Here is a 21893-nt window from a genome sequence, read left to right on the forward strand (position 1 = left end):
ATCCTTGTCTCCCGTTCGAAAGTCCCGCGGCCGTTCCGGATCACCGGAGCGGCCGCTCGCACGTCCGGCAGCCGGCGGCGGCCCGGCCGCCCTGGAAGCGGAACCGGCTGGCCTGCTGGCGGCGCGGCTGGTGGAACAAGCGGCGCGGCGCGGCGCCGCCGGGGTGATCCACCTGGCGCGTTCGGAGGCGCGGGCCGAGCGGCTATACGAGGCGGCGCGTGCCCTGGCGCCGGAGCTGCAGGTGCTGCGGCTGCCGGCCTGGGATTGCCTGCCTTATGACCGTGCCTCGCCCTCCGCCGCGGCGATGGGCGCGCGGATGGCAGCACTGGCCGCGGTGGCGCAGCCTGCGGAGCGCCCCCGCCTGCTGGTCGCCAGCCTGGCCGCCGCCCTGCAGCGCCTGCCGCCGCCCGCGGCGGTGCGGCGCATCGAGCTGCGCCGCGGCGCGCCGCTCGACCTGGACGGTCTGGAGCACGAGCTGCTGCGGCTCGGCTTCCGGCTAGACGCACGGGTCGATGAACCCGGCGAGGCGGCGCTGCGCGGCGCCGTGCTGGACCTGTTCCCGGCCGAGCCCTCGGCCATGCCCTGCCGCATCGAGCATGGCGAAGGCCGCATCATCGCCATCCGCCGCTACGATCCGCTGACCCAGCGCAGCGTGGAGGAGGCGGAGGCGGTGTGGCTCGGCCCGGCATCCGAGATCGTCGATGCCGATGGCACGGCCCTGCCGCTGCCGGTGGGCGCGGAGCACGCGCTGCCCGGCTTCTACGCCTCCCTCACCACGGTTTTCGCGCTGATGCCGGAGGCCTTGCTGGTGCTGGATCCGGAGGTGGAGGAGCAGCGCCGCCGCCGCGAGCGCGAGGTCGCCGAGGCGTTCCGCACCGCCCTGGTGCTGGGCGGCGAGGGCGGGCTCGAATTGGTGCCGGCGGAGCCCGCCGCCCTGTTTCTGGACGCCGCGGCCTGGGACCAGGCCTGCGCCGGGCGGGAGGTGCTGGCGCTGGAGGAGCCCGCCACGGACGCCGCCAGCCTGCCGCAACTCGCCACGGCGGAGCAGCCGGAGGAAGCCTTCCTGGATCTGCTGGCCGAGGCACGGGATGCGGGGGTGCGGGTGGCGCTGAGCGGCCCGCCGCGCGCCGCCCGGGCCCTGCTTCGGTTGGCCGCGGACCGGCTGGGCGAGCCGGCGCGGCTGCCCGGATGGATGGCGCTGCGCGACACGCCGCCCGGCTGCTTCGCCGTGCTGGAGGGACCCCTGAGCACCGGCTTCCGCACGTCGGACGCATGGGTGGTGGCGCCGGCCGATGTGCGCCCCGACCTGGCGCGGCAGGAGGGGCCGGTATCCGCCGCCCTGGCGCTCGGCGCCGGCGCGTTGCAGCCGGGCGACGCGGTGGTGCATCTGGACCACGGCCTCGGTGCGCTGCGGGGCGTGGAAACGCTGGAGCTGGACGGCGTCACCCAGGACTGCCTGCGGCTGGATTATGCCAACGGCGCCACCGAGCTGGTGCCGGCCGGCGACATGGACCGGCTGTGGCGCTACGGTGCCGAGGCCGACGGCGTGTCGCTGGACCGCCTGGGCAGCGATGCCTGGATCGCCCGGCGGGCCGAAGTGGAAGCGCAGATCGCCGACACGGCGCGGGCGCTGATGAAGCAGGCCCGGCAGCGGGACCGGCAGAGGGCGCCGGTGCTGCAGCCAGCCCGTGCGGCGATGGAGCGCTTCGCCCGCGGCTTTCCCCACGCCCTGACCGCCGACCAGCAGACCGCCATCACGGAAACGCTGCGCGACCTGGCATCCGGCCGGCCGATGGACCGGCTGGTCTGCGGCGATGTGGGGTTCGGCAAGACCGAGGTGGCGATGCGCGCGGCCGCCGCCGCCGTGCTATGCGGCTACCAGGTGGCGGTGCTGGCGCCCACCACGGTGCTGGTGCGGCAGCATCTGGAATCCTTCCGGCGCCGCTTCGAGGCGATGAACATCCGGGTGGAGGCCCTGAGCCGCCTCAGCCCGGCGGCCGAGGCGCGCGCCACGCGCGAAGCCCTGGCCAGCGGCGAGATCGGCATCGCCATCGGCACCCAGGCCCTGGCCGGGCGGGAGGTGCGGTTCGGCAGGCTCGGCCTGGTGATCGTCGATGAGGAACAGCGCTTCGGCACGCGGCAGAAGGCGATGCTGCGGCGCCTGCACGAGCGCGGCGGCAGGAAGGGCGAGGCGGCGCACGGGCTGACGCTCACCGCCACGCCGATCCCGCGCACGCTGCAGGGCGCAATGATCGGGCTGCAATCCTTGTCGGTGATCGCCACGCCGCCGGCGCGGCGCCAGCCGATCCGCACGCTGCAGATGCCGGCCGACGACGCGGTGATCCGGGACGCCTTGCAGCGCGAGCAGCGGCGGGGCGGGCAGAGCTTCATCGTCTGCCCGCGCATCGCCGACATCGCGCCACTACGCCACCGCATCCGCCGCCTGCTGCCGCGCCTCACGCTGCTGGAAGCGCATGGCGACATGCCGGCGGAGGAGATCGACGCCGCCATGGTGCGTTTCGCCGATGGCGGGGCGGATGCGTTGTTGTCCACCAACATTGTGGAAACCGGGCTGGACGTGCCGCGCGCCAACACCATGCTGGTTTGGCATCCGGACCGTTTCGGCCTGTCGCAGCTGCACCAGCTGCGCGGCCGCGTGGGCCGTGGCCGGTCGCGCGGCACCATCCTGCTGCTGCAGGACCCGGAGGTGCCGCCCAGCGCGTCCGCGCAGCGCCGCCTGAAGGCGCTGGAAGCCTTCGATCGCGTCGGCGCCGGCTTCGCCATCAGCGCGCGCGACATGGATCTGCGCGGCGCCGGCGACCTGCTGGGCGAGCAACAGGCCGGCCACCTGAAGCTGATCGGCATCGGCCTGTACCAGCACCTGCTGAACCGCGCGCTGCGCCAGGCCCAGGGGGAGGCGACGGAGGAGGTGCCGTCACCCGAGTTGGCCCTCGGCATCAGCACCGGCATCCCGGCTGATTACATCGACGAGGACGCGCTGCGTGTCGAGGCGCATGCCCGCCTGGCCGAGATCCTGCGCCAGGACGACGCGGCGGCGCTGGAGGATCTCGGCGCCGAGATCGAGGATCGCTTCGGCCCGCCGCCCGAGCCGGTGCGGAACTGGCTTGTGGTTGCCCGGCTGCGGCTGCGCTGCCGGCGGCTCGGCGTGCGTCGGCTGGAAGCTGGGCCGCAGGGCGTGGCCGCGCAGCTGGATGGCGAGCGGCTGATCCTGCGCGAGCCGAGTCGCACGGCGGCCGAGCGGCTGCGGCTGCTGCGACGGCTGCTCGACAATGTTCGCCGGCACCGCCGCAAGGCGCGGCGCGAAGCGGAAACCGCGGCGACCGATCCGCCCGCCGCGCGTTGAAGCCCCATCAGGCCCGGTGATGCCGGGCCCAGCCAAAGGAGGAACCACCCCATGGTGGACACCACGCTGCTGCGCGACGGAATGCCGGTGATGACCAGCGACGGCGCGCTGCTCGGCCGGATCGGCGGCTTCCAGACCGGCCATGTCGAGCTGGTGGCGCAGGATGGACGGCTCGGCGTTCTGCCGTTGTCGGAATTTTCCACGGTGGAGCAGGACAAGGCCACCTGCCAGCTCACCCGGGACGAGGCTTTGCTGATGATGCAAAGCCAGGAAGCCGGCCGCCACACCGAGGCCTGAACACGAGGAGCCGATCCCATGACCATGCGCAATCTCACCGGCCGCGCCGCCCTGGCCCTGCTGCTGTGCGCCCCCTTCGCGGCCCCGGCCGTTTCCCAGGGCACGCTGGGCCAGGAAGTCGCCCCCAACCAGACCGAAGGCTACACCGGCAAGACGCGGCCCGAGCAATGGCGCAACGAGGCGCCGGCGCAGGCGCTGGAAACGCTGCAGGAATACGCCAACGCGCTGGGCGAGGCCCGCAGCCGCCTGGAAGCCGCGATCGGCCGCAGCGGCGGCGAAACCCCGGCCAACCAGCAGAGCGCCGTGACCCCGGCCTGGATGGATTTGAAGGCCGCGGCGCAGAACGCGCTGCAGACCGTGCGGCGCGCGCCCAGCGCGTTCCGCGGGGAGACGGCCTATACCGAGGTGGAAACCCAGGTGCGGCAGGAGCTGAACCAGATCGACCAGGCGACCGAGCCCAAGGACATCACGACGCCGGCCCGCAACATGCTGTCCCAGGTGCAACGGCTGCAGCAGGAGGTCGGCCGCCGCACCTCGGGCTGAGGAACGCCCGGGAATGAATGCGGGGAGCCGTCCCGGCTCCCCGCGGGATCATGCCGCCGCCGGGTAGTCGATGTAGCCCTGCGCGTCGCCGCCGTAGAAGGTGGCCTTGTCGGCCTCGGCGAGCCGCGTGCCGGAGCGCAGCCGCTCCACCAAGTCCGGGTTGCTGATGAACGGGCGTCCGAAGGCGATCAGGTCGGCGCGGTCCTCGCGACGGGCCTGCACGGCGAGGTCGAGGTTGTAGCCATTATTGGCCATGTAGAGGCCGTTGAAGGCACGGCGCAGCGCCAGGAAGTCGAAATCCGGCGCCACGTCGCGCGGACCGCCCGTGGCACCCTCGACCACGTGCAGGAAGCCGAGGTTGAAGCGGTTCAGGGCTTCCACCGCCGGGCCGAACACCGCCATGGGATTGCTGTCGGCGATGTCGTTGGCCGGGCTCACCGGAGAGATGCGCAGGCCGACGCGGCCGCCGCCCAGCACATCGGTGACCGCTTCCACCACCTCCAGCAGGAAGCGGATGCGGTTCTCCACGCTGCCGCCGTATCGGTCGGTGCGGAGGTTGGTCTTGTCCTTGAGGAACTGATCGATCAGGTAGCCATTGGCGCCGTGGATCTCCACCGCGTCGAAGCCGGCGCGGCGCGCCACCCCGGCGGCGTGGCGATATTGCGCGACGATGCCGGCGATCTCGCCGGTGTCCAGCGCGCGCGGGGTTTCCAGCGGCTTGAAGCCGCTCTCGGTGAAGGCCTGGCCTTCGGCACGGATGGCCGAGGGAGCCACCGGCAGCGCGCCGTTCTCCTGCAGGTCGGGGTGCGAGATGCGGCCGACATGCCAGAGCTGCGCGGCGATCTTGCCGCCCCTGGCATGCACCGCGTCGGTCACCAGCTTCCAGCCGGCTTCCTGTTCGGGCGAATAAATCCCGGGGGTGAAGGCGTAGCCCTTGCCCTGCTGGGAGATCTGCGTGCCCTCGCTGATGATCAGCCCGGCCGAGGCGCGCTGCGCGTAGTATTCGGCATTCATCGGACCGGGCACGTCGCCGCGCCCGGCACGGGAGCGGGTGAGCGGCGCCATGGCGATGCGGTTGGCCAGGGTCAGCTCGCCCAGGCGAATGGGCTGGAACAGGTCGGCGGTGTCGGCGGGTCGGCTCATCAGGACAAGGCTCCGAAACGGATGTTGCAGTGCAAGATGGGTGGCCGGGAAGGCCCCGTGAGGGGGTGGCCCGCATGGCGCCCATGCGTCCGGCGCCGGTGAAGCTCGGCAACGCCGTGTAACCGTTCACATCCAATCGCCGGCTGCGGCGTTGGAGCTGGAAAGTTGCTGGTTTGTCATCTCTCCGGAGCCCGCATGACCCAACCCCTCCTGTTGTCTCTGGGCAGCATCAATGCCGATTTCCAACTTCGGACCGAGGCCGCGCCGGGGCCAGGACGCACACAGATGGGACGTGATTTCGTGCGGCTGAGCGGCGGCAAGGCGGCCAACGTCGCCCTGCTGGCGCGCCGCCTCGGCCATCCCGCCGCGCTGCTCGGCCGCGTTGGGGAGGATGACCTGGCGGAACAGGCGCTGGCGCCGCTGCGCCGCGCCGGGGTGGACCTGGCCGGCGTCTCGGCTGCCCCCCGCCAATCCACGGCGGTGTCGATGATCTGCGTGCTGCCGGATGGCGGCAAAACCATCGTCCTGGCCGGCAACGCCAATGACAGCTGGGATGCCGCGGCCTGCGCCGCCGCGGCCGATGCGGTGAATGCGGCCCCGGACGGTTCGGTGCTGGTGCTGGACTGGGAGGTAGCGCCCGATGCGGTGGACGCGGCGCTGGCCGCGGCCCGGCGGCGCGGCCTGCGCGCGGTGCTGGACCCATCCCCGGCCGAACGATTGCGCCCGGAATGGCTGGACGGGCTGCACGCCATCGCCCCCAACGCGTCCGAAGCCGGCGAGCTGACCGGAATTGAGGTGCGCGAACCGGAGGACGCGGCGGAGGCGGCGCGGCGCCTGGCCCGGAATGGCATCGAGCTGGTGTGCGTGAAGCTCAGCGATGGCGGCTGCGTGCTGCTGGAAGGTGGCCGCCTGACCCAGGTGCCCGCCGTACCGGTGGAGGTGAGCGACAGCACCGGGGCTGGCGACGCCTTCACCGGCGCCCTGGCCGTGGCCCTGCTGGAGAAGCAGGAGCCGGTGGCGGCCGCGGCCTTCGCCGCCGCCGCCTCGCACCTCGCCGTGACGGCCTATGGTTCGCAGGAGGCCTATCCCGACCGGGCACGCATCGCGGAGATGCTGCCGCGCCTGCAAGCCGGCATCCGCCGGATGGCGACCCCCTGATGCCGTTCGAGCCGCCGGACGGAACCGCCTATACGCGCTACGAGCCGGACGACGAGGGCCGGCGCGAGGTGCTGCTCGCGCTCGGCAATGGCCGGCTGAGCCTGCGCGGCACGGCGTGCTGGGCCGAGGCCGATGAAACCCATTATCCGGGCACCTACCTCGCCGGCCTCTACAACCGCCTGCCGGACCTGATCGAGGGCGAGCCGGTGAACAACGAATCCCTGGTCAACCTGCCCAATGGCCTGCTGCTCAACTTTCGCGTCGAGGGCGAGCGGCGGTGGTTCGCGCCGGAGGCCGTGCAGATCCTGCGCTACCGCCACGCGCTGGATGGCGGAACCGGCATCACCCGGCGCGAGGTGCTGTTCGAGGATGGCGAAGGCCGCCGCACCGCGCTGACCGAAGATCGGCTGGTCAGCATGGCGCAGCCGCATCTGGCGGCACTGCGGCTGGAGATCGCGCCGCAGAACTGGTCCGGCCGGCTGGAGGTCCGCGCGGCGATCGAGGGCGACGTGATCAATGGCAGCGTGAACTGCCTGCGCCCCTTCGCCAGCCGCCACCTGGAGGCGGTGTCGCCGGAAGCGCGGAACGGCCTGCTGCTGGTGTCCGCCCGCACGCGGACATCGCGCATCGTCGTGGCGGTGGCGGCCCGCACCCGGATCCATGGCGCGGCGGAACAGGCCTGGCCCGTCACGGCCACCGCCTGCCGCATCGCCGAAACGCTGCACGTCCCTGCCGGGCCGGGGGCGCCCGCCGTGGTGGAGAAGACGCTGTGCGTGCATTCCGGCGGCGATGCCGCCGCGCGGGCGCTGGCGGAGCTGCGGGATGCGCCGGGCTTCGCGGCGCTGCGCGACGCGCATGGGGCGGCCTGGGCGCCGCTGCGGCAGCGGATCGGCGTGGAGGCCGAGCCCGCCGACCTCGGCTGCGCGCTGCGGCTCGGCACCGTCCGCATTCTGCAGACGGTGTCGCCGCACAGCCGCCACCGCGATGTCGGCTTTCCGTCCCGCGGCTGGCAGGAAGCCTATCGCGGCCAGATCTTCTGGGACGAGACGCTGGTGCTGCCGTTTCTGGCCACCCGCCTGCCGGAACTGGCGCGGCAACTGCTGGATTACCGCCGGGCCCGGCTCCCGGATGCAAAGCGCAACGCCGAGGAGGCCGGGCTGCGCGGCGCGCTGTATCCCTGGCGCAGCGCCAGCGACGGTGGCGAGCACACGCCGCGCTTCCAGTGGAACCCGCTGTCGCGCCGCTTCATGCCGGACCACACCCGGCTGCAGCGCCACATCGGCGCCGCAGTCGCACTCAACGTCTGGCATTACGCCATGACCACGGGGGACGACGACTTCCTGTTCGGCGACGGCGCGGAGATGATCCTGGAGATCGCGCGCTGCTTCAACAGCCTGGCGCGGCGGGACGAGGCCACAGGCCGCTACAGCATCGCGGGCGTGGTGGGGCCGGACGAGTTCCATGTGCAGTATCCGGGCGCGCCGGAGCCGGGGCTGCGCGACAATGCCTACACCAACGTCATGGCGGCCTGGACGCTGGGCTGCGCGCTGCGGCTGCTCGACCGCTTGCCACCGCAACGCGCGGCCGCGCTGCGCGCCGCCCTGGCGCTGGACGAGGCGGAACTGCGCCGCTGGGACGCGGTGAGCCGCCGGCTGCGCCTGGTGTTCGACGCCGGGGGCGTGCTGCTGCCCTTCGACGGCTTCGACCGGCTGGAGCCCTTCGATGCCGAGGCCTTCGAGGCGGAGCATCCGGGCGAGCGGCCGGATCTCGGGCTGGAAAAATCCGGCGACAGCATCAACCGCTACCAGCGGACCAAGCAGGCGGACACGCTGATGCTGCGCTACCTGCTGTCGCACGGGGCGCTGGAGCAGGTGCTGGAGCGGCTGGGCTACCCGATGGACGCCGCGCAATGGCGGCGCACCGCGCAGCACGACCTGGCCCGCATGTCGCATGATTCCAGCCTGTCCGAGCTGGTCTGCGCGGCGGCGCTGGCGCCGCTCGATCCCGCCGCGTCCTGGAGCGCGTTCAGCCGCACGCTGCGCGCCGAGCACAACCCGTCCGGCCCCACCGCCTCCTCCGACGGGGCGCATCTCGGCTCGCTGGGCGGGGCGCTGGACGTGCTGCAGCGGCATTATCTCGGCTTCGGCCTCGACTGGGACCGCATCCTGCTGAACCCGGCCCCGCCGGCGGAGCTCGGCCCGGTGCGGCTGGCGCTGCGCTGCCGCTTCGGCCGCTTCACCCTGGATTGGGGCGGCGAGGGCGTGCTGCGGCTGCGATCCGACGGGGGCAATGCCGGGCCGGTCCCGGTGGTGCATGCTAGCGGCACCACCCTGCTGCCGCCCGGCGGCGAGGTGGCGGTGGCGGTGGCGGGGCTGGAAGCGGCCGCGGAATAATCGCGGCGCCCACGCCCGCCCGGACATCCCGCCGGAACGTTCCGCCGGCCTTCTTCCATCGGCAACGCCCCGGCAGGGCGCGGTGTTCCCGCAGCAGCCTGGAGAAGCAGAATGGCGCAGGACGACACCTTTGACCTCATTGTTCTCGGCTCCGGCACGGCCGGCGTCGGCGTGGCGCGGCGCTGCCGCGCCGCCGGCTGGCGGGTGGCGCTGGTTGAATGCCGCGAGTTCGGCGGCACCTGCGCGCTGCGCGGCTGCGAGCCCAAGAAAACCTTCTGGATGCTGACGGAAGCGATGGAGCGCGCCCGCCGCCTGGCACCGCATGGCGTCGCAGGCGGCGATGCGGTGTCGATCGACTGGGCCGCGGCGCAGCGCTTCAAGCGCAGCTTCACCGATCCTGTGCCGGCGCGGCGCGAGACCTGGCTGCGCGACGCCGGCATCGTGGCGCTGCACGGCCGTGCCCGCTTCATCGCCCCCGACGCGCTGGACCTGGACGGCACGCGGCTCGCGACGCGGCACGTGGTGATCGCCACCGGCGGGCTGCCGGCGCACCTGCCGATCGAGGGCGCCGAGCTGATGGACACCAGCGACGACTTCCTGGCGCTCGATGCGCTGCCTCCGCGGCTGCTGCTGCTGGGCGGCGGCTACATCTCCTTCGAGATCGCGCACATGGCGGCGCGCGGCGGCAGCGAGGTGCGCATCCTGCAGGCCGACCGCACGCCGCTGGCGCAGTTCGAGCAGGATCTGGTGGAGCGGCTGGTGCGGCGCAGCCGCGAGATGGGCATCGCGGTGGAGCTGGAGGCGGAGGTTTCGGCGCTGCGCCGTGCCGGTGCCGGGCTGGAAGCGACCTGCAAGGATGGCCGGACCTTCCAGGCGGAGATGGTGGTGCACGGCCTTGGCCGCCGCCCGGCGCTGGAAGGGCTGGGGCTGGAAGCGGCCGGAGTGCCGGTGGAGAAGGGCCGGCTGGTGCTGGATGACCGGCTGCGCAGCACTGGCAATCCGCGCGTCTTCGCCGCCGGCGACGCCGCCGCCCAGGGACCGGCGCTGACCCCGGTGGCCAGCCACGATGCGCGGGTGGTGGCGGACAACCTGCTCGGCGGCTCGCGCCGCGTGGATTACTCCGTGGTGCCGAGCGTGGTGTTCACCATCCCGCAGCTGGCCAGCGTCGGCGCCACCGAACAGGCGGCGCGCGCCGCCGGTGCCGATTACGAGGTGCGGCAGGGCGACATGTCGGATTTCCTGTCGGTGCGCCGCACCGGCGAAACCGCGGCCGCCTACAAGATCCTGCTGGAGAAGGGCAGCGGGCGCATCCTGGGCGCCCACCTGCTGGGCCCGGATGCGGCCGAGGTGGTCACCCTGTTCGGCTTCGCCATGAAGGCGGGCATGGATGCGGATGGCTTGTCCGAATTGATGACCGCCTATCCCTCCGGCGCGTCCAACATCTCATCGATGCTGGGTTGAACATGCACGATGCCATCATTGTTGGCGGCGGTCCCGCCGGCCTGAGCGCCGCGCTGCTGCTGGGCCGCGCCCGGCGCCGCGTGTTGCTGGTGGATGCCGGGGAAGGGCGCAATGCCCGTTCCCACGCCATTCACGGCTTCCTGACGCGGGACGGCACGCCGCCCGCCGAGTTCCGCCGCATGGCGCAGGAGGAACTGCGCCGCTACCCCTCGATCGAGCTGCGGCAGGGCGAGGTGGAGGCGGCGCGCCGGAACAGGGACGGCTTCGCGGTGACGCTGGCGGGGCAGACCACCGAAAGCCGCAGCCTGCTGCTGGCCACCGGGCTGGCCGACGAACTGCCGGACTGGCCGGGCCTGGACGAGGCCTATGGCACCGATATCTGGCATTGCCCGTATTGCGACGGGTTCGAGCGCCAGGATGAGCCGCTGGCGGTGCATGGCGCCGGCCACGACGCGGTGCGGCTGGCCATCGAGGTGCGCAACTGGACCGGCGATCTGGTGGCCTGCACCGACGGGCCGGTCAGCCAGGCCGACCGGGACCGCCTCGCCGCCCTGAACATCGGGCTGCGCGAAGGCCGCGTCACCGCGCTGCGGGTGGAGGACGGACGGCTGCGCGCCCTCCGCTTCGCCGATGGCAGGGAGCTGGAACGCGCCGGCCTGTTCCTGGCCATCGCGCAGCGGCCGCGCTCGGCGCTGGCGGAAAGCCTGGGCTGCAAGCTGACGGCGGCGGGGCAGGTGCGGGCCAACCGGCATGGGGGCACGGACATCCCCGGCCTGTTCATCGCCGGCGATGCCTCGCCCGGGCTGCAAATGGCGGTGGTGGCGGCGGCGCAGGGCAGCATTGCCGCCTTCCATCTCAACGCCGGATTGCTGAAACAGGAATCGCATCCGCAATAGCGGGGACTGGGCGGTAAGCCGGCAACTTTCCCCTCGCCTTGTTCGTCTGTTTCCTGTGTCGTGCGGCACGGTTGCCGGGCTGGCCCGCCAGTGGCGGCGCGGGTAAGTCCCTAGCCGCCCGACGGAGCTGGCGAGCGGCACGGGGGAGGAGAGACAGTCAAATGAGCACGCGACAGCCGATTCGGGCGCCGGTGGCGCGCCCCCTGGCCCGCCACGCCATGGCCTATGTGCTGGCCGGCGGCCGCGGCACCCGCCTCATGGAGCTGACCGAGCGGCGGGTGAAGCCGGCGGTGTTCTTCGGCGCCAAGTCGCGCATCATCGACTTCGCCCTGTCCAACGCCCTGAATTCCGGCATCCGCCGCATCAGCGTCGCCACCCAGTACAAGGCGCACAGCCTGATCCGCCATCTGCAGCGCGGCTGGAACTTCATGCGCGCCGAGCGCAACGAGAGCTTCGACATCCTGCCTGCCAGCCAACGGGTGCAGGGCAGCGGCTGGTACTCCGGCACCGCCGACGCGGTGTACCAGAACCTCGACATCATCGAGGCGCACCGGCCACGCTACATGGTGATCCTGGCCGGGGACCATGTGTACAAGATGGACTACGAGGTGATGCTGCAGCAGCACGAGGCCTCGGGTGCCGATGTGACGGTGGCCTGCGTCGAGGTGCCGCGCCTGGAAGCCTCCGCCTTCGGCGTCATGGCGGTGGACGATTCCGGCCGCATCCACTCCTTCCTGGAGAAGCCGGCCGACCCGCCGGCCATGCCCGGCAAGCCGGACAAGGCGCTGGCCAGCATGGGCATCTATGTGTTCAGCACCGAGTTCCTGGCCGAGGCACTGCGCCAGGACGCCGCCGACCCGGCCTCCGAGCATGATTTCGGCAAGAACATCGTGCCGCGCATCGTGGAGCATGGCCGCGCCGTGGCGCACCACTTCACCGATTCCTGCGTCACCTCCGGCGCCGAGGCCGAGCATTACTGGCGCGACGTCGGCACGGTGGATGCCTACTGGCAGGCGAACATCGACCTGACCGACGTGGTGCCGGCGCTCGACCTGTATGACCGCGACTGGCCGATCTGGACCTACAGCGAGGTGACGCCGCCGGCCAAGTTCGTCTTCAACGACGAGGGACGGCGCGGCACGGCGCTCGATTCCCTGGTGTCGGGCGGCTGCATCGTGTCGGGCTCGCGGGTGAACCGCTCGGTGCTGTGCACCAATGTGCGGGTGAACTCCTTCTGCAACGTGGACAGCGCCGTGCTGCTGCCGGAGGTGGTGGTGCGCCGGCACAGCCGGCTGCGCAACGTGGTGGTGGATAGCGGCGTGGAGTTGCCGGAGGGGCTGGTGGTCGGCGAGGATGCGGCCGAGGATGCGCGCCGCTTCCGCCGCACCGAACGCGGTGTCACCCTGATCACCCAGCCCATGGTGGATGCCCTGAAGCAGGCCCCGCCCGGCGCCTGAGACCTTTCGCCGCATGACCCTTTCCGTTCTGTCCGTCGCCTCGGAACTCTATCCGCTGATCAAGACCGGAGGGCTGGCCGATGTGGCGGGAGCATTGCCCGGTGCGCTGGTGCCCGAGGGCATCACGACGCAAAGCCTGCTGCCGGGCTATCCCGCCGTGCTGCGGCAGCTGGCCTCGGCCGAGGCGGTGCTGGACCTCGGCACGATGTTCGGCGGACCAGCGCGGTTGCTGGCGGCCGAGGCGGCCGGCCTGTCATTGTTCGTGCTGGACGCGCCGCACCTCTTCGGCCGGGAGGGCGGGCCCTATGCCGGCCCGGGCGGGGATTGGGCGGACAACCCGCAGCGCTTCGCGGCGCTGGCGCAGGCCGCCGCCCGGCTGGGGCGCGGCGCGTTGCCGGGCTACCGCCCCGAGGTGGTGCACGCGCATGATTGGCAGGCCGGGCTGGTGCCGGCCTACCTGCATTACGGCGAGGGGCCGCGCCCCGGCACGCTGATGACGGTGCACAACCTGGCCTTCCAGGGCCAGTGCCCGGCCGCATTGCTGGCCGAGCTGGGCCTGCCGCCGGAAGCCTATTCGATCGATGGGGTCGAGTATTACGGCGCCATCGGCTTCCTGAAGGCAGGGCTGCGGCTGGCCGACCGGGTCACCACCGTGTCCCCCACCTACGCCGCCGAGATCCGCACCGAGGCGGGCGGCATGGGGCTGGCTGGCTTGCTGCGGGATCGCGGCCCGGACTTGTTCGGCATCCTGAACGGCATCGACACGGCGGTGTGGGACCCGGCGCGCGACAGCGCGCTGGCCAAGCCCTTCTCCACCCGCCGGCTGGCCGCGCGGGAAGCCAACCGCACCGCGCTGCGCCGCGAATTCGGCCTGGATGACGACCCGACAGCGCCGGTGCTGGGCGTGGTCAGCCGACTGTCCTGGCAGAAGGGCATGGATGCGGTGCTGGAAGCGCTGCCGGCGCTGCTGGGGCTCGGCCTGCGGCTGGTGGCGCTGGGCACCGGGGAAGCCGCCATCGAGGCCGGCTTCGCCCGCGCCGCGGCGGCGAATCCGGGGCGGATCGGCCTGCACCTCGGTTATGACGAGGCCATGGCGCACCGCATCCAGGGCGGCTGCGACGCGCTGCTGGTTCCCTCGCGCTTCGAGCCCTGCGGCCTGACCCAGCTCTGCGCCCTGCGCTACGGCGCCCTGCCGGTGGTGGCGCGGGTCGGTGGGCTGGCCGACACGGTGATTGACGCCAATGCCATGGCGCAGGCCGCGGGCGTGGCCACAGGCCTCCAGTTCGCCAACGCAACGCGCGATTCTCTGGAGGCGACACTCAACCGCCTTGCGCTGCTATGGGGCGATCGGGCAGGCTGGCAGCGCATCCAGCGCAACGCCATGGCCTGCGATGTCAGCTGGTCGCGGCCGGCGGCGCAATACGCCGCGCTTTACCGGGCCATCGCGCGCCGCTGACGCACGGGGCCTGGACGTCGACGGAAACAAGGAACTGCGCATGATCAAGACCAGCCCGATGGACGTGCCCGCCGGGGACGTCGAACTGCACGAGCTGATCGTCAACAAGCTGATCTATTCCGTCGCGGCCCGGGAAGAACGGGCGGGACCACGCGACTGGTTCCTGGCCACCACCCTGGCGGTGCGCGACCGCATCATCGACCGCTGGCGGCTGTGCAACGCCGCCATCGCGGATGAAGGGCGCAAGCAGGTCTGCTACCTGTCGATGGAGTTCCTGATCGGGCGGCTGCTGGGCGACGCGCTCGGCAATCTTGGCATGACCGATCAGGTGCGCCGGGTGCTGGCCGGGCTGGAGGTCAACCTCGACGAGGTGCTGGGGCAGGAGCCGGACGCGGCGCTGGGCAATGGCGGCCTCGGGCGGCTGGCCGCCTGCTTCATGGACAGCATGTCGAGCCTCGGCATCCCCGCCATCGGCTACGGCATCCGCTACGAGCATGGTCTGTTCCGCCAGCTGGTCCGGGAAGGGCAGCAGCAGGAGGTGCCGGAGGACTGGCTGTCGCTCGGCAATCCGTGGGAATTCGAGCGCTCCAGCGTCACCTACGATGTCGGCTTCGGCGGCCATGTGGCGCAGGCCGCGGACGGACAGCTGGAATGGGTGCCCGGCGAGACGGTGCGTGCCATCGCCTATGACACGCCGGTGGTGGGCTGGCGCGGCCGCTGGGTCAACACGCTGCGCCTGTGGTCGGCGCGCGCCACCGACCCGCTGCACCTTGATGCCTTCAACAGCGGCGACCATGTCGGTGCCCAGCTGGCGCGGGTGCGGGCTGAGGCGATCTCGCGCGTGCTGTATCCCGGCGATGACAGCCCGGCCGGGCAGGAGTTGCGGTTGCGGCAGGAATATTTCTTCGCCTCCGCCTCCCTGCAGGACATGATCCGGCGGCATGTGCGGTTGCATGGCGACATCCTGACCCTGGCTGACAAGATCTCCGTGCAGCTCAACGACACCCATCCGGCGGTGGGTGTGGCGGAGCTGATGCGGCTGCTGGTCGACGTGCATGAGCTGGAATGGGAAAAGGCGTGGGAGATCAGCCGCGCCACCTTCTCCTACACCAACCACACGCTGATGCCGGAAGCGCTGGAAAGCTGGCCGGTGCCGCTGATGGAGCGGCTGCTGCCGCGCAACATGCAAATCATCTACATGATCAATGGCCGCCACCTGGAGGCGGCGCGCGCCGATGGCGCGGGGGATGCGCTGCTATCCGCCGTGTCGCTGATCGACGAGCACCATGGCCGCCGGGTCCGCATGGGCCACCTGGCTTTTATCGGCTCGCACAAGGTGAACGGCGTTTCCGCGCTGCATACGGGGCTGATGAAGACCACCGTGTTTGCCGAGCTGAACCGCGTCTGCCCCGGCCGCATCACCAACAAGACCAACGGCATCACCTTCCGCCGCTGGCTGCTGCGCGCCAATCCCGGGCTGACGCAGCTGATCGTCGACACCATCGGCCCGCGCGTGCTGGATGATCCGGAGCGGCTGGCGGACCTTGTGCCCTATGCGCGCGACGCGGCGTTCCAGCAGGAATTCGCCGCCCAGCGCCAAGTGGCCAAGCAGGCGCTGGTCCGCGTGGTGCAGGAGCGCATCGGAGTGCAACTCGATCCGCACGCGCTGTTCGACGTGCAGATCAAGCGCATCCATGAATACAAGCGGCAATTGCTGAACATCCTGCACACCGTGTGGCTGTACAACGCCATGCGGGCGCAGCCGACCTCCCCCTGGGTGCCGCGCGCCAAGATCTTCGCCGGCAAGGCGGCGCCGAGCTACCGCCAGGCGAAGCTGATCATCCGCCTGGCCAATGACGTGGCGCGGGTGGTGAACAGCGATCCCACCGTGCGCGGGCTGCTGAAGGTGGCCTTTCTGCCGAACTACAACGTGACGCTGGCGGAAAGCATCATCCCGGCCGCGGACCTGTCGGAGCAGATCTCCACCGCGGGCCTGGAGGCCTCGGGCACCGGCAACATGAAGTTCGCGCTGAACGGCGCCCTGACCATCGGCACGCTGGATGGCGCCAATGTGGAGATCAGCGAGCGGGTCGGGCTCGACAACATCTTCATCTTCGGGCTGGAAGCCGGTCCGGCCTCGGTGCTGCGGCGCGATGGCTACGATGCGCGGGCGGCCATGGCGGCATCTGACGACCTGAGCGGGGTGCTGGAGGCGATCAGCTCCGGCGTGTTCTCGCCGGGCGAGCCGGACCGCTACAAGGGGCTGGTGGAAGGATTGCTGGCGCATGACCATTTCCTGGTCACCGCCGATTTCGACAGCTATGTGCGCGCCCAGCGCCACGTTGCGACCCGGTGGTCCAGCCCGTCCGACTGGTGGCGCAGCGCGGTGCTGAACACCGCCAATGTCGCCTGGTTCTCCTCCGACCGCACCATCCAGGAATATGCCGGGGAGATCTGGCAGGTGCGGGCGGCGCCGCTGGACTGACGCCGCCGCGCACCCGGCGGGCGGCGGGACCCGGTGGCGGGACCCGGTGGCCGGCTCAGTGGCGGGCTCAGTGGCGCGCCACCAGCACCACGCCGGCGATCATCAGCGCGCCGCCGAGCAGGCGAAGCCCGGTGGCGGCGCGCACCTCGAAGCCGAACAGGCCGAAATGGTCGAGCAGGATGGAGGTCACCACCGCCGCGGTCAGCGTCACGGCGGTGAAGGCGCCGGCCCCCATGCCCTTGGCGATGGTCAGGGTGGCGATCACGTAGCCGGACGCCAGCAGCCCGCCGATCCATCCCCACCAGGGCACGGAACCGGCATTGCGCAGCGCCGCACCGGCCGGCTGCCACAGGAATGGCGCCGCCAGCAGCAGGCCGAGGATGCCGCCCAGATACACCACCAGGCCCGGCAGCACCGGGCCGGCGCCCAGCTTCTCGTTCAGCGTGGCGTTGCTGCCGGATTGCACCATGTTGAGGATGCCGGCCAGGATCGCGAACAGATAGGCCATGGCGTCAGCCGCTGCCCAGGAGGCGGACAGGAAGCAGCGCCGGCCCGGCGCGGTTGTCAGGCGCCGGCATCGGCGTCCTCTTCCAGCAGGGCGTCCTCCTCCGCTTCCAGCACCGGCGCCTCGGCCGGGTTCAGGCCGAAGCGCCGCGCCACGTCGGGGGCGTAGCGCAGCAGGTCGGGCCGCAGCCGGATCAGCGCCAGATCCTTCACCTTGGCTTCCAGCATCACGTCGAATTCCAGCCCCTCGGCGATGCGCATGAAGGTGATGAACTCGAACGGGTTGCAGAAATCCGCGTGGCCGGTGTTGATCGGCGCGACCAGCACCGTCTTCAGCTTGCGCGTGCCCTTCTCCTTGCGCTTCAGCTCGCGCATCTCGGTGCGCGGCGAGGAGAAATGCACCTTGGGCCGCTGCCCGTCCGGCCAGGAGCGCAGCACCCGCTCCAGCGCGTCGCGCATGGCCAGCCCGTCCGGGTTCAGGCACCAGAAATGCTGGTGGTCAAAAATCAGCCGCACGCCCGTGCGCTCGTGGATCCACAGGATGTCAGACACCGAGAAGCGCAGGTCGTCATGTTCCAGCACCAGCCGGCGCTTCACATGCTCCGGCAGCTTGTTGTTCCAGGTGTCGACCCAGCGGGCATTGGCGGCCGGACGGTCGCCATAGGTGCCGCCCACATGGATCACCATCACCGCCTCGGGGCCCAGCTCCATGCGGTCCAGCATCTCCGCCTGGGAGGACAGGTCCCAGATGCTCTTCTCCACCAATACAGGGTCCGGGCTGTTCAGCACCACGTATTGCGAGGGATGGAAGGAGAGCCGCATGCCGAGGCGCCGGGCCTTGGAGCCGAAGGCACGCAGCTCCGCATCGCTGTCGCGCACCATGGAATGGAATTGCGGCATGTCCGGATGGGTGGCGTAGGGCGCCAGGTCGGACGACATGCGGTACATGCGGATGTTGTGCTTGTCGAGGTAATCGAGCGCCCGGTCCATGTATTCCAGCGACACCTTGAGGTGCGGGTCCTGCTGCCAGCGCCGTGTGTCGTTGCTCTTGATGGTGGGGTCACCCATCAGCTTCACCGGGAAGCCGAGGCGCAGCGGCGCGGCGCTCATGTCGGCACCTGCGCGTCCTCGCCGAAGCCGAGCTCCTCCAGGAAGCGGTTCCACGCTTCCGGCGGCAGCGCGCCGCCCGAGGCCTGGGCATGACCATTGCCATATTGCACCGGATCGGCGCCGTCCGGGCGGTGGTCGCGGAAAAAGGCGATCAGGTCGGTGCCGGTGCCCGAGCGCGCGGCGAAATGCACCCAGCCGGGCCGGTAGCCGGTGTTGGCGGCGATGATGATCTTGTTCTTCAACCGGCTTCTCCATTGCTGCGCCACCAGGGGATGGATCTGGCAGGGCGAGTGCAGCGGGATCAGCGCCACATCGCCCTGGATGCGCGGGGCGACGCGGCGGCCCTCCGCCAGCGCCTGCTGCACCTCCTCCCGCGCCGCCCGCAGCGCGGCGGTCTCGGGGTATGGGCCGGACAGCACCTGCTTGGGTCCGTCAGCCTTCATCAGCAGCGCCAGCGCGGGGGCGGCATCGCCGGAGGCGGCGCGGCGCGGCGCATTCACCAGGGCGGCGGCGTCGCGCAGCGCGGTGATGCCCCAGCCTTCCCGCGCCGCCTGCAGCTCGGCGAAGCCGGATTTCTCCGCCATGTCGCCGATCAGCCCGATGGCGGCCAGCCAGAGCAGGTCGTCCACCTCCGCCACGGCCCCCGCGCACCACCAGGCCAGCAGCGAGCTGGTGGGAATGGGATCGAGCCCGTGGCCGGTGATCAGCAGCGCCTGCTCCGGGATGCCGGTGGGCACGTGGTGGTCCAGCAGCACCGTGGGCACGCCGGCCAAGGGCGGCTCGGCACGGGTGCCGAGATCGGTGACGATCAGCCCACCGACCGGGCGCGCCGCCAGTTCCGCCGCCATCTCCGGAGACCAGGCGTTCTCGCCGCGGCCCAGGATGCGGCATTCCACCCGCCAGCCGGCACGGGGCAGGGCGCGGGCCAGGATGGCGGTGGCGGACAGCCCGTCCGCATCGTGGTGCCCCAGCACCAGCAAGGGCCGGTCCCGGTTGAAGCCCGCCAGCGCTTCCGCGAAGGCGGCGCGGGATGTCGCGACCCAGGCTGCATCGGCCCGGGGCGCAGGGCTCGCGCTCATGCGCCGAGCGCGCAGAGGCGTTCCACCGCCTCGGGCCGCCCGAGGATCACCGGGTGCCGCCACTGCCCCGGATCGCCCCCGGCATCGAAGCGGGTGAAGTCCTGCCAGCCGGCCTCGCCCAGCACCTTGATGGCGCCGCCGGTGGCGCGCACCAGCGGAAAGCCGCCGGCCACGTCCCACGCATTCGGCCGCTCGAACCGTGCCACCTCCATCAGCCCGGCGGCAACGAAGGCGCATTCAATGGCGGCCGAGCCTGTGCGCCGCGCTTCCCAGCCTTCCGGGGAGCGCGGCGAGGCATCCACGAAGCCGCCGATCCGCCGCCGCACATCGGGGTTGAACACCGGCCGCACCGGCTCCCCGTCGAAGAACAATCCGCCGCCCTCCACGGCATGGTAGACACCCGCCCGCAGCGCGTGGGAGGAGGCGCACCACACCGCGCCGGCGACCGGCGCGCCGTCGCGCAACACGCCCACCGAGCCGGCGAACAGCGGAAAGCCGTTGATGTAGTTGGCGGTGCCGTCCACCGGGTCCACGGCCCACAGGAAGCGGCTGCCGCGCGCCGGGCGGGTGGCCATTTCCTCGCCCAGCACGTCGTGATCCGGAAAGGCGATGGCCAAGCGCTCGCGGATCATCGCCTCCACCGCCTGGTCCACCTCGGACACCGGGTCGCGCAGGCTGTTGCCGCCCCCGGCGGAGGGCTTGTAGCTGACGGCCGGGTTGCGCCGCAGCCCTGCGGCCATCTCGCGCCCGGCCAGCTCGGCCAGTTCGCGCGCGGTGGCGGCGATGGCGGGGAGATCAACATTCATGCGTTCCACCTCCTGGAATGCGGGGGGGACAGCACCCGGACGCGGGCACCGCTGAGGGCGATGCGCACCGGGGGGCAGATCATCACCATCAGCCCACGTTGGGGCAGCCTTGTTGGTCCCACACCAGGTGGAACACTGGGGATGGGATGGTTGAGTGCTATCCATCCAGAGGACGTGACCAGCATGGAGGCGTGCTGGACCCGTTCCATGACCTCTGGCGAACAGCTTGATGTGGAAAGTCGCATTCGCCTCAAGGATGGAAGCTACCGATGGTTTCGCTCGCGTGCGGCTCCGCGCCGTGATGAGGCAGGGCGAGTTCTCCGCTGGTACGGTACGGATGAAGACATCCACGAGCGCAAGCTGGCCGAGCAGCAGGTCTCTTACATGGCGTTGATCCGCTCACAGATCTGGCCAATCGCCACCTGTTCGGCCGACAGTTGGAGCAAGCGCTAACGACCCGCCGTCCCGGTGAGCACCTGGCACTCCACTGCATTGATCTTGACCACTTCAAGGGCGTCAATGACACCCTCGGACATGTTGCGGGTGATGCGCTGTTGCGTCAGGCGGCCGACCGGCTCCGCCGCTGTGTTCCCGAAGGCAGCCTGCTATCCCGTCTCGGCGGCGACGAATTCGCTATTCTACAAACCGGCTTGAAGGAGCCGGACGACGCGGCCACTCTCGCCCGGCGCGTCGTGGAGATCCTGGGGCAGGATTATCAGATCGAGCAGAAGCAGGCAGTCGTAGGTGCGAGCATCGGCATCGCTCTGGTTTCTGACGAGAAGGCCGCTCCGGAAGATACCGTCAGAAAAGCAGATATGGCCCTCTATCAAGCCAAGGCAGACGGGCGTGCTACCTTTCGCTTCTTCGAGCCCGCACTGGATGAGCAAGTTCGACGCAGACAGGAATTGAGGGCGGGTCTGCGTACGGCCCTCGACCGCGGTGAGTTGGATTTGCACTTTCAGCCGTTGGTCGGGATTCAGACAGGAGAGGTAAGGTGCTTTGAAGCGCTGTTACGCTGGCAGCCTCCGAACTGGGGAGCGATCTCGCCGGCCGAGTTCATCCCAGCAGCTGAGGAAACCGGGTTGATCATGCGGATCGGTGAGTGGGCCGCGAAGCAGCCCACTGGCCTCCATTCATCCGTGTGGCTGTTAACCTTTCCCCGGTCCAGTTCCGGAGTCCAGACTTGTTGCAGATGGTGGCTGGTGCCCTCGCTGCTGCCAGCTTGGCTCCTGGGCGGCTTGAACTGGAGATCACAGAATCAGTCCTGCTACAGGATGATCAGGCGAGCTTGGCAATCCTGCAGGAGCTGCGCAGACTGGGCGTGCGCATCGCTCTGGATGACTTTGGCACGGGCTTCTCATCACTCGGCTACTTGCTCCGCTTCCCATTTGATAAGATCAAGATTGATCGCTCGTTCGTCTCCGGATTACCCAATCGCAGAGAGTCGGAAGCCATCATTCGAGCTGTTGTCAGCATGAGCCAGAGCCTTGGCATCTCGGTCACCGCTGAGGGCGTGGAGACAGCTGAACAACTTGATGCTCTTCGCCGCCTTGGATGCGATGATGCCCAGGGATATTTGTACAGCCAGCCCTTGCCTGCAGCAGAACTGACCACCCTGATCGAGGGGCCGCAGTATCGATCAGGACACTCGGAGGTCTGACATATCCTGGCTCTCTGGTTTGCGGCGGGTCATCACTGCGGCATTTCACATCATCTATCACGGATTATCGGGTCAAATCGC

General features: G+C 70.7%; 16 protein-coding genes and 1 pseudogene. 12 read left to right on the top strand and 5 right to left on the bottom strand.

All coding sequences use genetic code 11. From position 1 onward, the window contains the following. Positions 1-4: 4 nt before the first annotated feature. The 3 genes from D2K64_RS11255 to D2K64_RS11265 are packed head-to-tail and all read left to right on the top strand — an operon-like array spanning position 5 to position 4204. Positions 5-3364, top strand: coding sequence for a DEAD/DEAH box helicase (locus D2K64_RS11255; protein ID WP_120008443.1), 3360 nt, complete (start codon positions 5-7; stop codon positions 3362-3364). A gap of 51 nt (positions 3365-3415) precedes the next feature. Next, on the top strand, positions 3416-3661 hold the full coding sequence (locus D2K64_RS11260) for a hypothetical protein (protein ID WP_120008444.1): 246 nt from the start codon (positions 3416-3418) through the stop codon (positions 3659-3661). 18 nt (positions 3662-3679) lie between these two features. Further along, a complete protein-coding gene (locus D2K64_RS11265) occupies positions 3680-4204 on the top strand; it encodes a hypothetical protein (protein ID WP_120008445.1) in 525 nt (174 codons plus the stop codon). 48 nt (positions 4205-4252) lie between these two features. On the opposite strand, the gene D2K64_RS11270 is transcribed toward D2K64_RS11265, so the two are convergent. Next, a complete protein-coding gene (locus tag D2K64_RS11270; protein ID WP_120008446.1) occupies positions 4253-5347 on the bottom strand; it encodes an alkene reductase in 1095 nt (364 codons plus the stop codon). Positions 5348-5542: 195 nt separating this feature from the next. Between D2K64_RS11270 and D2K64_RS11275 the strand changes: the two genes are divergently transcribed. The 7 genes from D2K64_RS11275 (at position 5543) to D2K64_RS11305 (ending at position 16653) form a co-directional block, all read left to right on the top strand. Next, a complete protein-coding gene (locus D2K64_RS11275) occupies positions 5543-6505 on the top strand; it encodes a PfkB family carbohydrate kinase (protein WP_120008447.1) in 963 nt (320 codons plus the stop codon). Beyond that, positions 6505-8898, top strand: coding sequence for a glycoside hydrolase family 65 protein (locus D2K64_RS11280; protein ID WP_120008448.1), 2394 nt, complete (start codon positions 6505-6507; stop codon positions 8896-8898). Before D2K64_RS11275 ends, D2K64_RS11280 begins: the two co-directional genes overlap by 1 nt. Before the next feature lie 111 nt (positions 8899-9009). Beyond that, on the top strand, positions 9010-10359 hold the full coding sequence (locus tag D2K64_RS11285) for a dihydrolipoyl dehydrogenase family protein (protein WP_120008449.1): 1350 nt from the start codon (positions 9010-9012) through the stop codon (positions 10357-10359). A gap of 2 nt (positions 10360-10361) precedes the next feature. Continuing rightward, the gene (locus D2K64_RS11290) at positions 10362-11255 is read left to right on the top strand and encodes an NAD(P)/FAD-dependent oxidoreductase (protein ID WP_120008450.1); all 894 of its coding nucleotides are present in this window, start codon (positions 10362-10364) and stop codon (positions 11253-11255) included. A gap of 161 nt (positions 11256-11416) precedes the next feature. Further along, entirely contained in the window at positions 11417-12712 is a 1296-nt protein-coding gene (gene glgC, locus D2K64_RS11295; RefSeq protein ID WP_120008451.1) for a glucose-1-phosphate adenylyltransferase, read from the top strand. A gap of 13 nt (positions 12713-12725) precedes the next feature. After that, a complete protein-coding gene (glgA, locus tag D2K64_RS11300) occupies positions 12726-14168 on the top strand; it encodes a glycogen synthase GlgA (protein WP_120008452.1) in 1443 nt (480 codons plus the stop codon). Between the two features lie 40 nt (positions 14169-14208). Further along, on the top strand, positions 14209-16653 hold the full coding sequence (locus D2K64_RS11305; protein WP_120008453.1) for a glycogen/starch/alpha-glucan phosphorylase: 2445 nt from the start codon (positions 14209-14211) through the stop codon (positions 16651-16653). A 67-nt stretch (positions 16654-16720) separates the two neighbouring features. On the opposite strand, the gene D2K64_RS11310 is transcribed toward D2K64_RS11305, so the two are convergent. The 4 genes from D2K64_RS11310 to D2K64_RS11325 are packed head-to-tail and all read right to left on the bottom strand — an operon-like array spanning position 16721 to position 20152. Then, on the bottom strand, positions 16721-17161 hold the full coding sequence (locus tag D2K64_RS11310; protein ID WP_120008454.1) for a DMT family transporter: 441 nt from the start codon (positions 17159-17161) through the stop codon (positions 16721-16723). Between the two features lie 56 nt (positions 17162-17217). After that, entirely contained in the window at positions 17218-18267 is a 1050-nt protein-coding gene (gene uvsE / locus D2K64_RS11315; protein ID WP_120008455.1) for a UV DNA damage repair endonuclease UvsE, read from the bottom strand. Then, positions 18264-19346 (bottom strand): DHH family phosphoesterase, encoded by a 1083-nt coding sequence (locus tag D2K64_RS11320; protein ID WP_202910636.1) that lies wholly within the window; start codon positions 19344-19346, stop codon positions 18264-18266. The genes uvsE and D2K64_RS11320 overlap by 4 nt, the downstream gene beginning before the upstream one ends. Next, on the bottom strand, positions 19343-20152 hold the full coding sequence (locus D2K64_RS11325) for an inositol monophosphatase family protein (protein ID WP_120008456.1): 810 nt from the start codon (positions 20150-20152) through the stop codon (positions 19343-19345). The genes D2K64_RS11320 and D2K64_RS11325 overlap by 4 nt, the downstream gene beginning before the upstream one ends. A gap of 60 nt (positions 20153-20212) precedes the next feature. On the opposite strand from D2K64_RS11325, the gene D2K64_RS11330 reads away from it, so the two are divergent. Together D2K64_RS11330 and D2K64_RS11340 are read left to right on the top strand one after the other, a co-directional pair. Next, positions 20213-20605, top strand: a complete 393-nt coding sequence (locus D2K64_RS11330) for a PAS domain-containing protein (RefSeq protein ID WP_120008457.1) — start codon at positions 20213-20215, stop codon at positions 20603-20605. After that, a pseudogene (locus D2K64_RS11340) lies at positions 20590-21812 on the top strand (putative bifunctional diguanylate cyclase/phosphodiesterase). Before D2K64_RS11330 ends, D2K64_RS11340 begins: the two are co-directional and overlap by 16 nt. The last annotated feature ends 81 nt before the right edge of the window (positions 21813-21893 follow it).

Origin of the sequence: Teichococcus vastitatis (genome assembly GCF_003604215.1) — a bacterium.
In the GTDB taxonomy this organism is placed as follows: Bacteria; Pseudomonadota; Alphaproteobacteria; order Acetobacterales; family Acetobacteraceae; genus Pseudoroseomonas; species Pseudoroseomonas vastitatis.

Excerpts from the sequence above, each read along its gene's own strand:
- D2K64_RS11260 (WP_120008444.1), top strand. The coding sequence starts at position 3,416 with ATGGTGGACACCACGCTGCTGCGCGACGGAATGCCGGTGATGACCAGC.
- D2K64_RS11265 (WP_120008445.1), top strand. The coding sequence starts at position 3,680 with ATGACCATGCGCAATCTCACCGGCCGCGCCGCCCTGGCCCTGCTGCTG.
- D2K64_RS11270 (WP_120008446.1), bottom strand. The coding sequence starts at position 5,347 with ATGAGCCGACCCGCCGACACCGCCGACCTGTTCCAGCCCATTCGCCTG.
- D2K64_RS11275 (WP_120008447.1), top strand. The coding sequence starts at position 5,543 with ATGACCCAACCCCTCCTGTTGTCTCTGGGCAGCATCAATGCCGATTTC.
- D2K64_RS11280 (WP_120008448.1), top strand. The coding sequence starts at position 6,505 with ATGCCGTTCGAGCCGCCGGACGGAACCGCCTATACGCGCTACGAGCCG.
- D2K64_RS11285 (WP_120008449.1), top strand. The coding sequence starts at position 9,010 with ATGGCGCAGGACGACACCTTTGACCTCATTGTTCTCGGCTCCGGCACG.
- D2K64_RS11290 (WP_120008450.1), top strand. The coding sequence starts at position 10,362 with ATGCACGATGCCATCATTGTTGGCGGCGGTCCCGCCGGCCTGAGCGCC.
- glgC (WP_120008451.1), top strand. The coding sequence starts at position 11,417 with ATGAGCACGCGACAGCCGATTCGGGCGCCGGTGGCGCGCCCCCTGGCC.
- glgA (WP_120008452.1), top strand. The coding sequence starts at position 12,726 with ATGACCCTTTCCGTTCTGTCCGTCGCCTCGGAACTCTATCCGCTGATC.
- D2K64_RS11305 (WP_120008453.1), top strand. The coding sequence starts at position 14,209 with ATGATCAAGACCAGCCCGATGGACGTGCCCGCCGGGGACGTCGAACTG.
- D2K64_RS11310 (WP_120008454.1), bottom strand. The coding sequence starts at position 17,161 with ATGGCCTATCTGTTCGCGATCCTGGCCGGCATCCTCAACATGGTGCAA.
- uvsE (WP_120008455.1), bottom strand. The coding sequence starts at position 18,267 with ATGAGCGCCGCGCCGCTGCGCCTCGGCTTCCCGGTGAAGCTGATGGGT.
- D2K64_RS11320 (WP_202910636.1), bottom strand. The coding sequence starts at position 19,346 with ATGAGCGCGAGCCCTGCGCCCCGGGCCGATGCAGCCTGGGTCGCGACA.
- D2K64_RS11325 (WP_120008456.1), bottom strand. The coding sequence starts at position 20,152 with ATGAATGTTGATCTCCCCGCCATCGCCGCCACCGCGCGCGAACTGGCC.
- D2K64_RS11330 (WP_120008457.1), top strand. The coding sequence starts at position 20,213 with ATGCGCACCGGGGGGCAGATCATCACCATCAGCCCACGTTGGGGCAGC.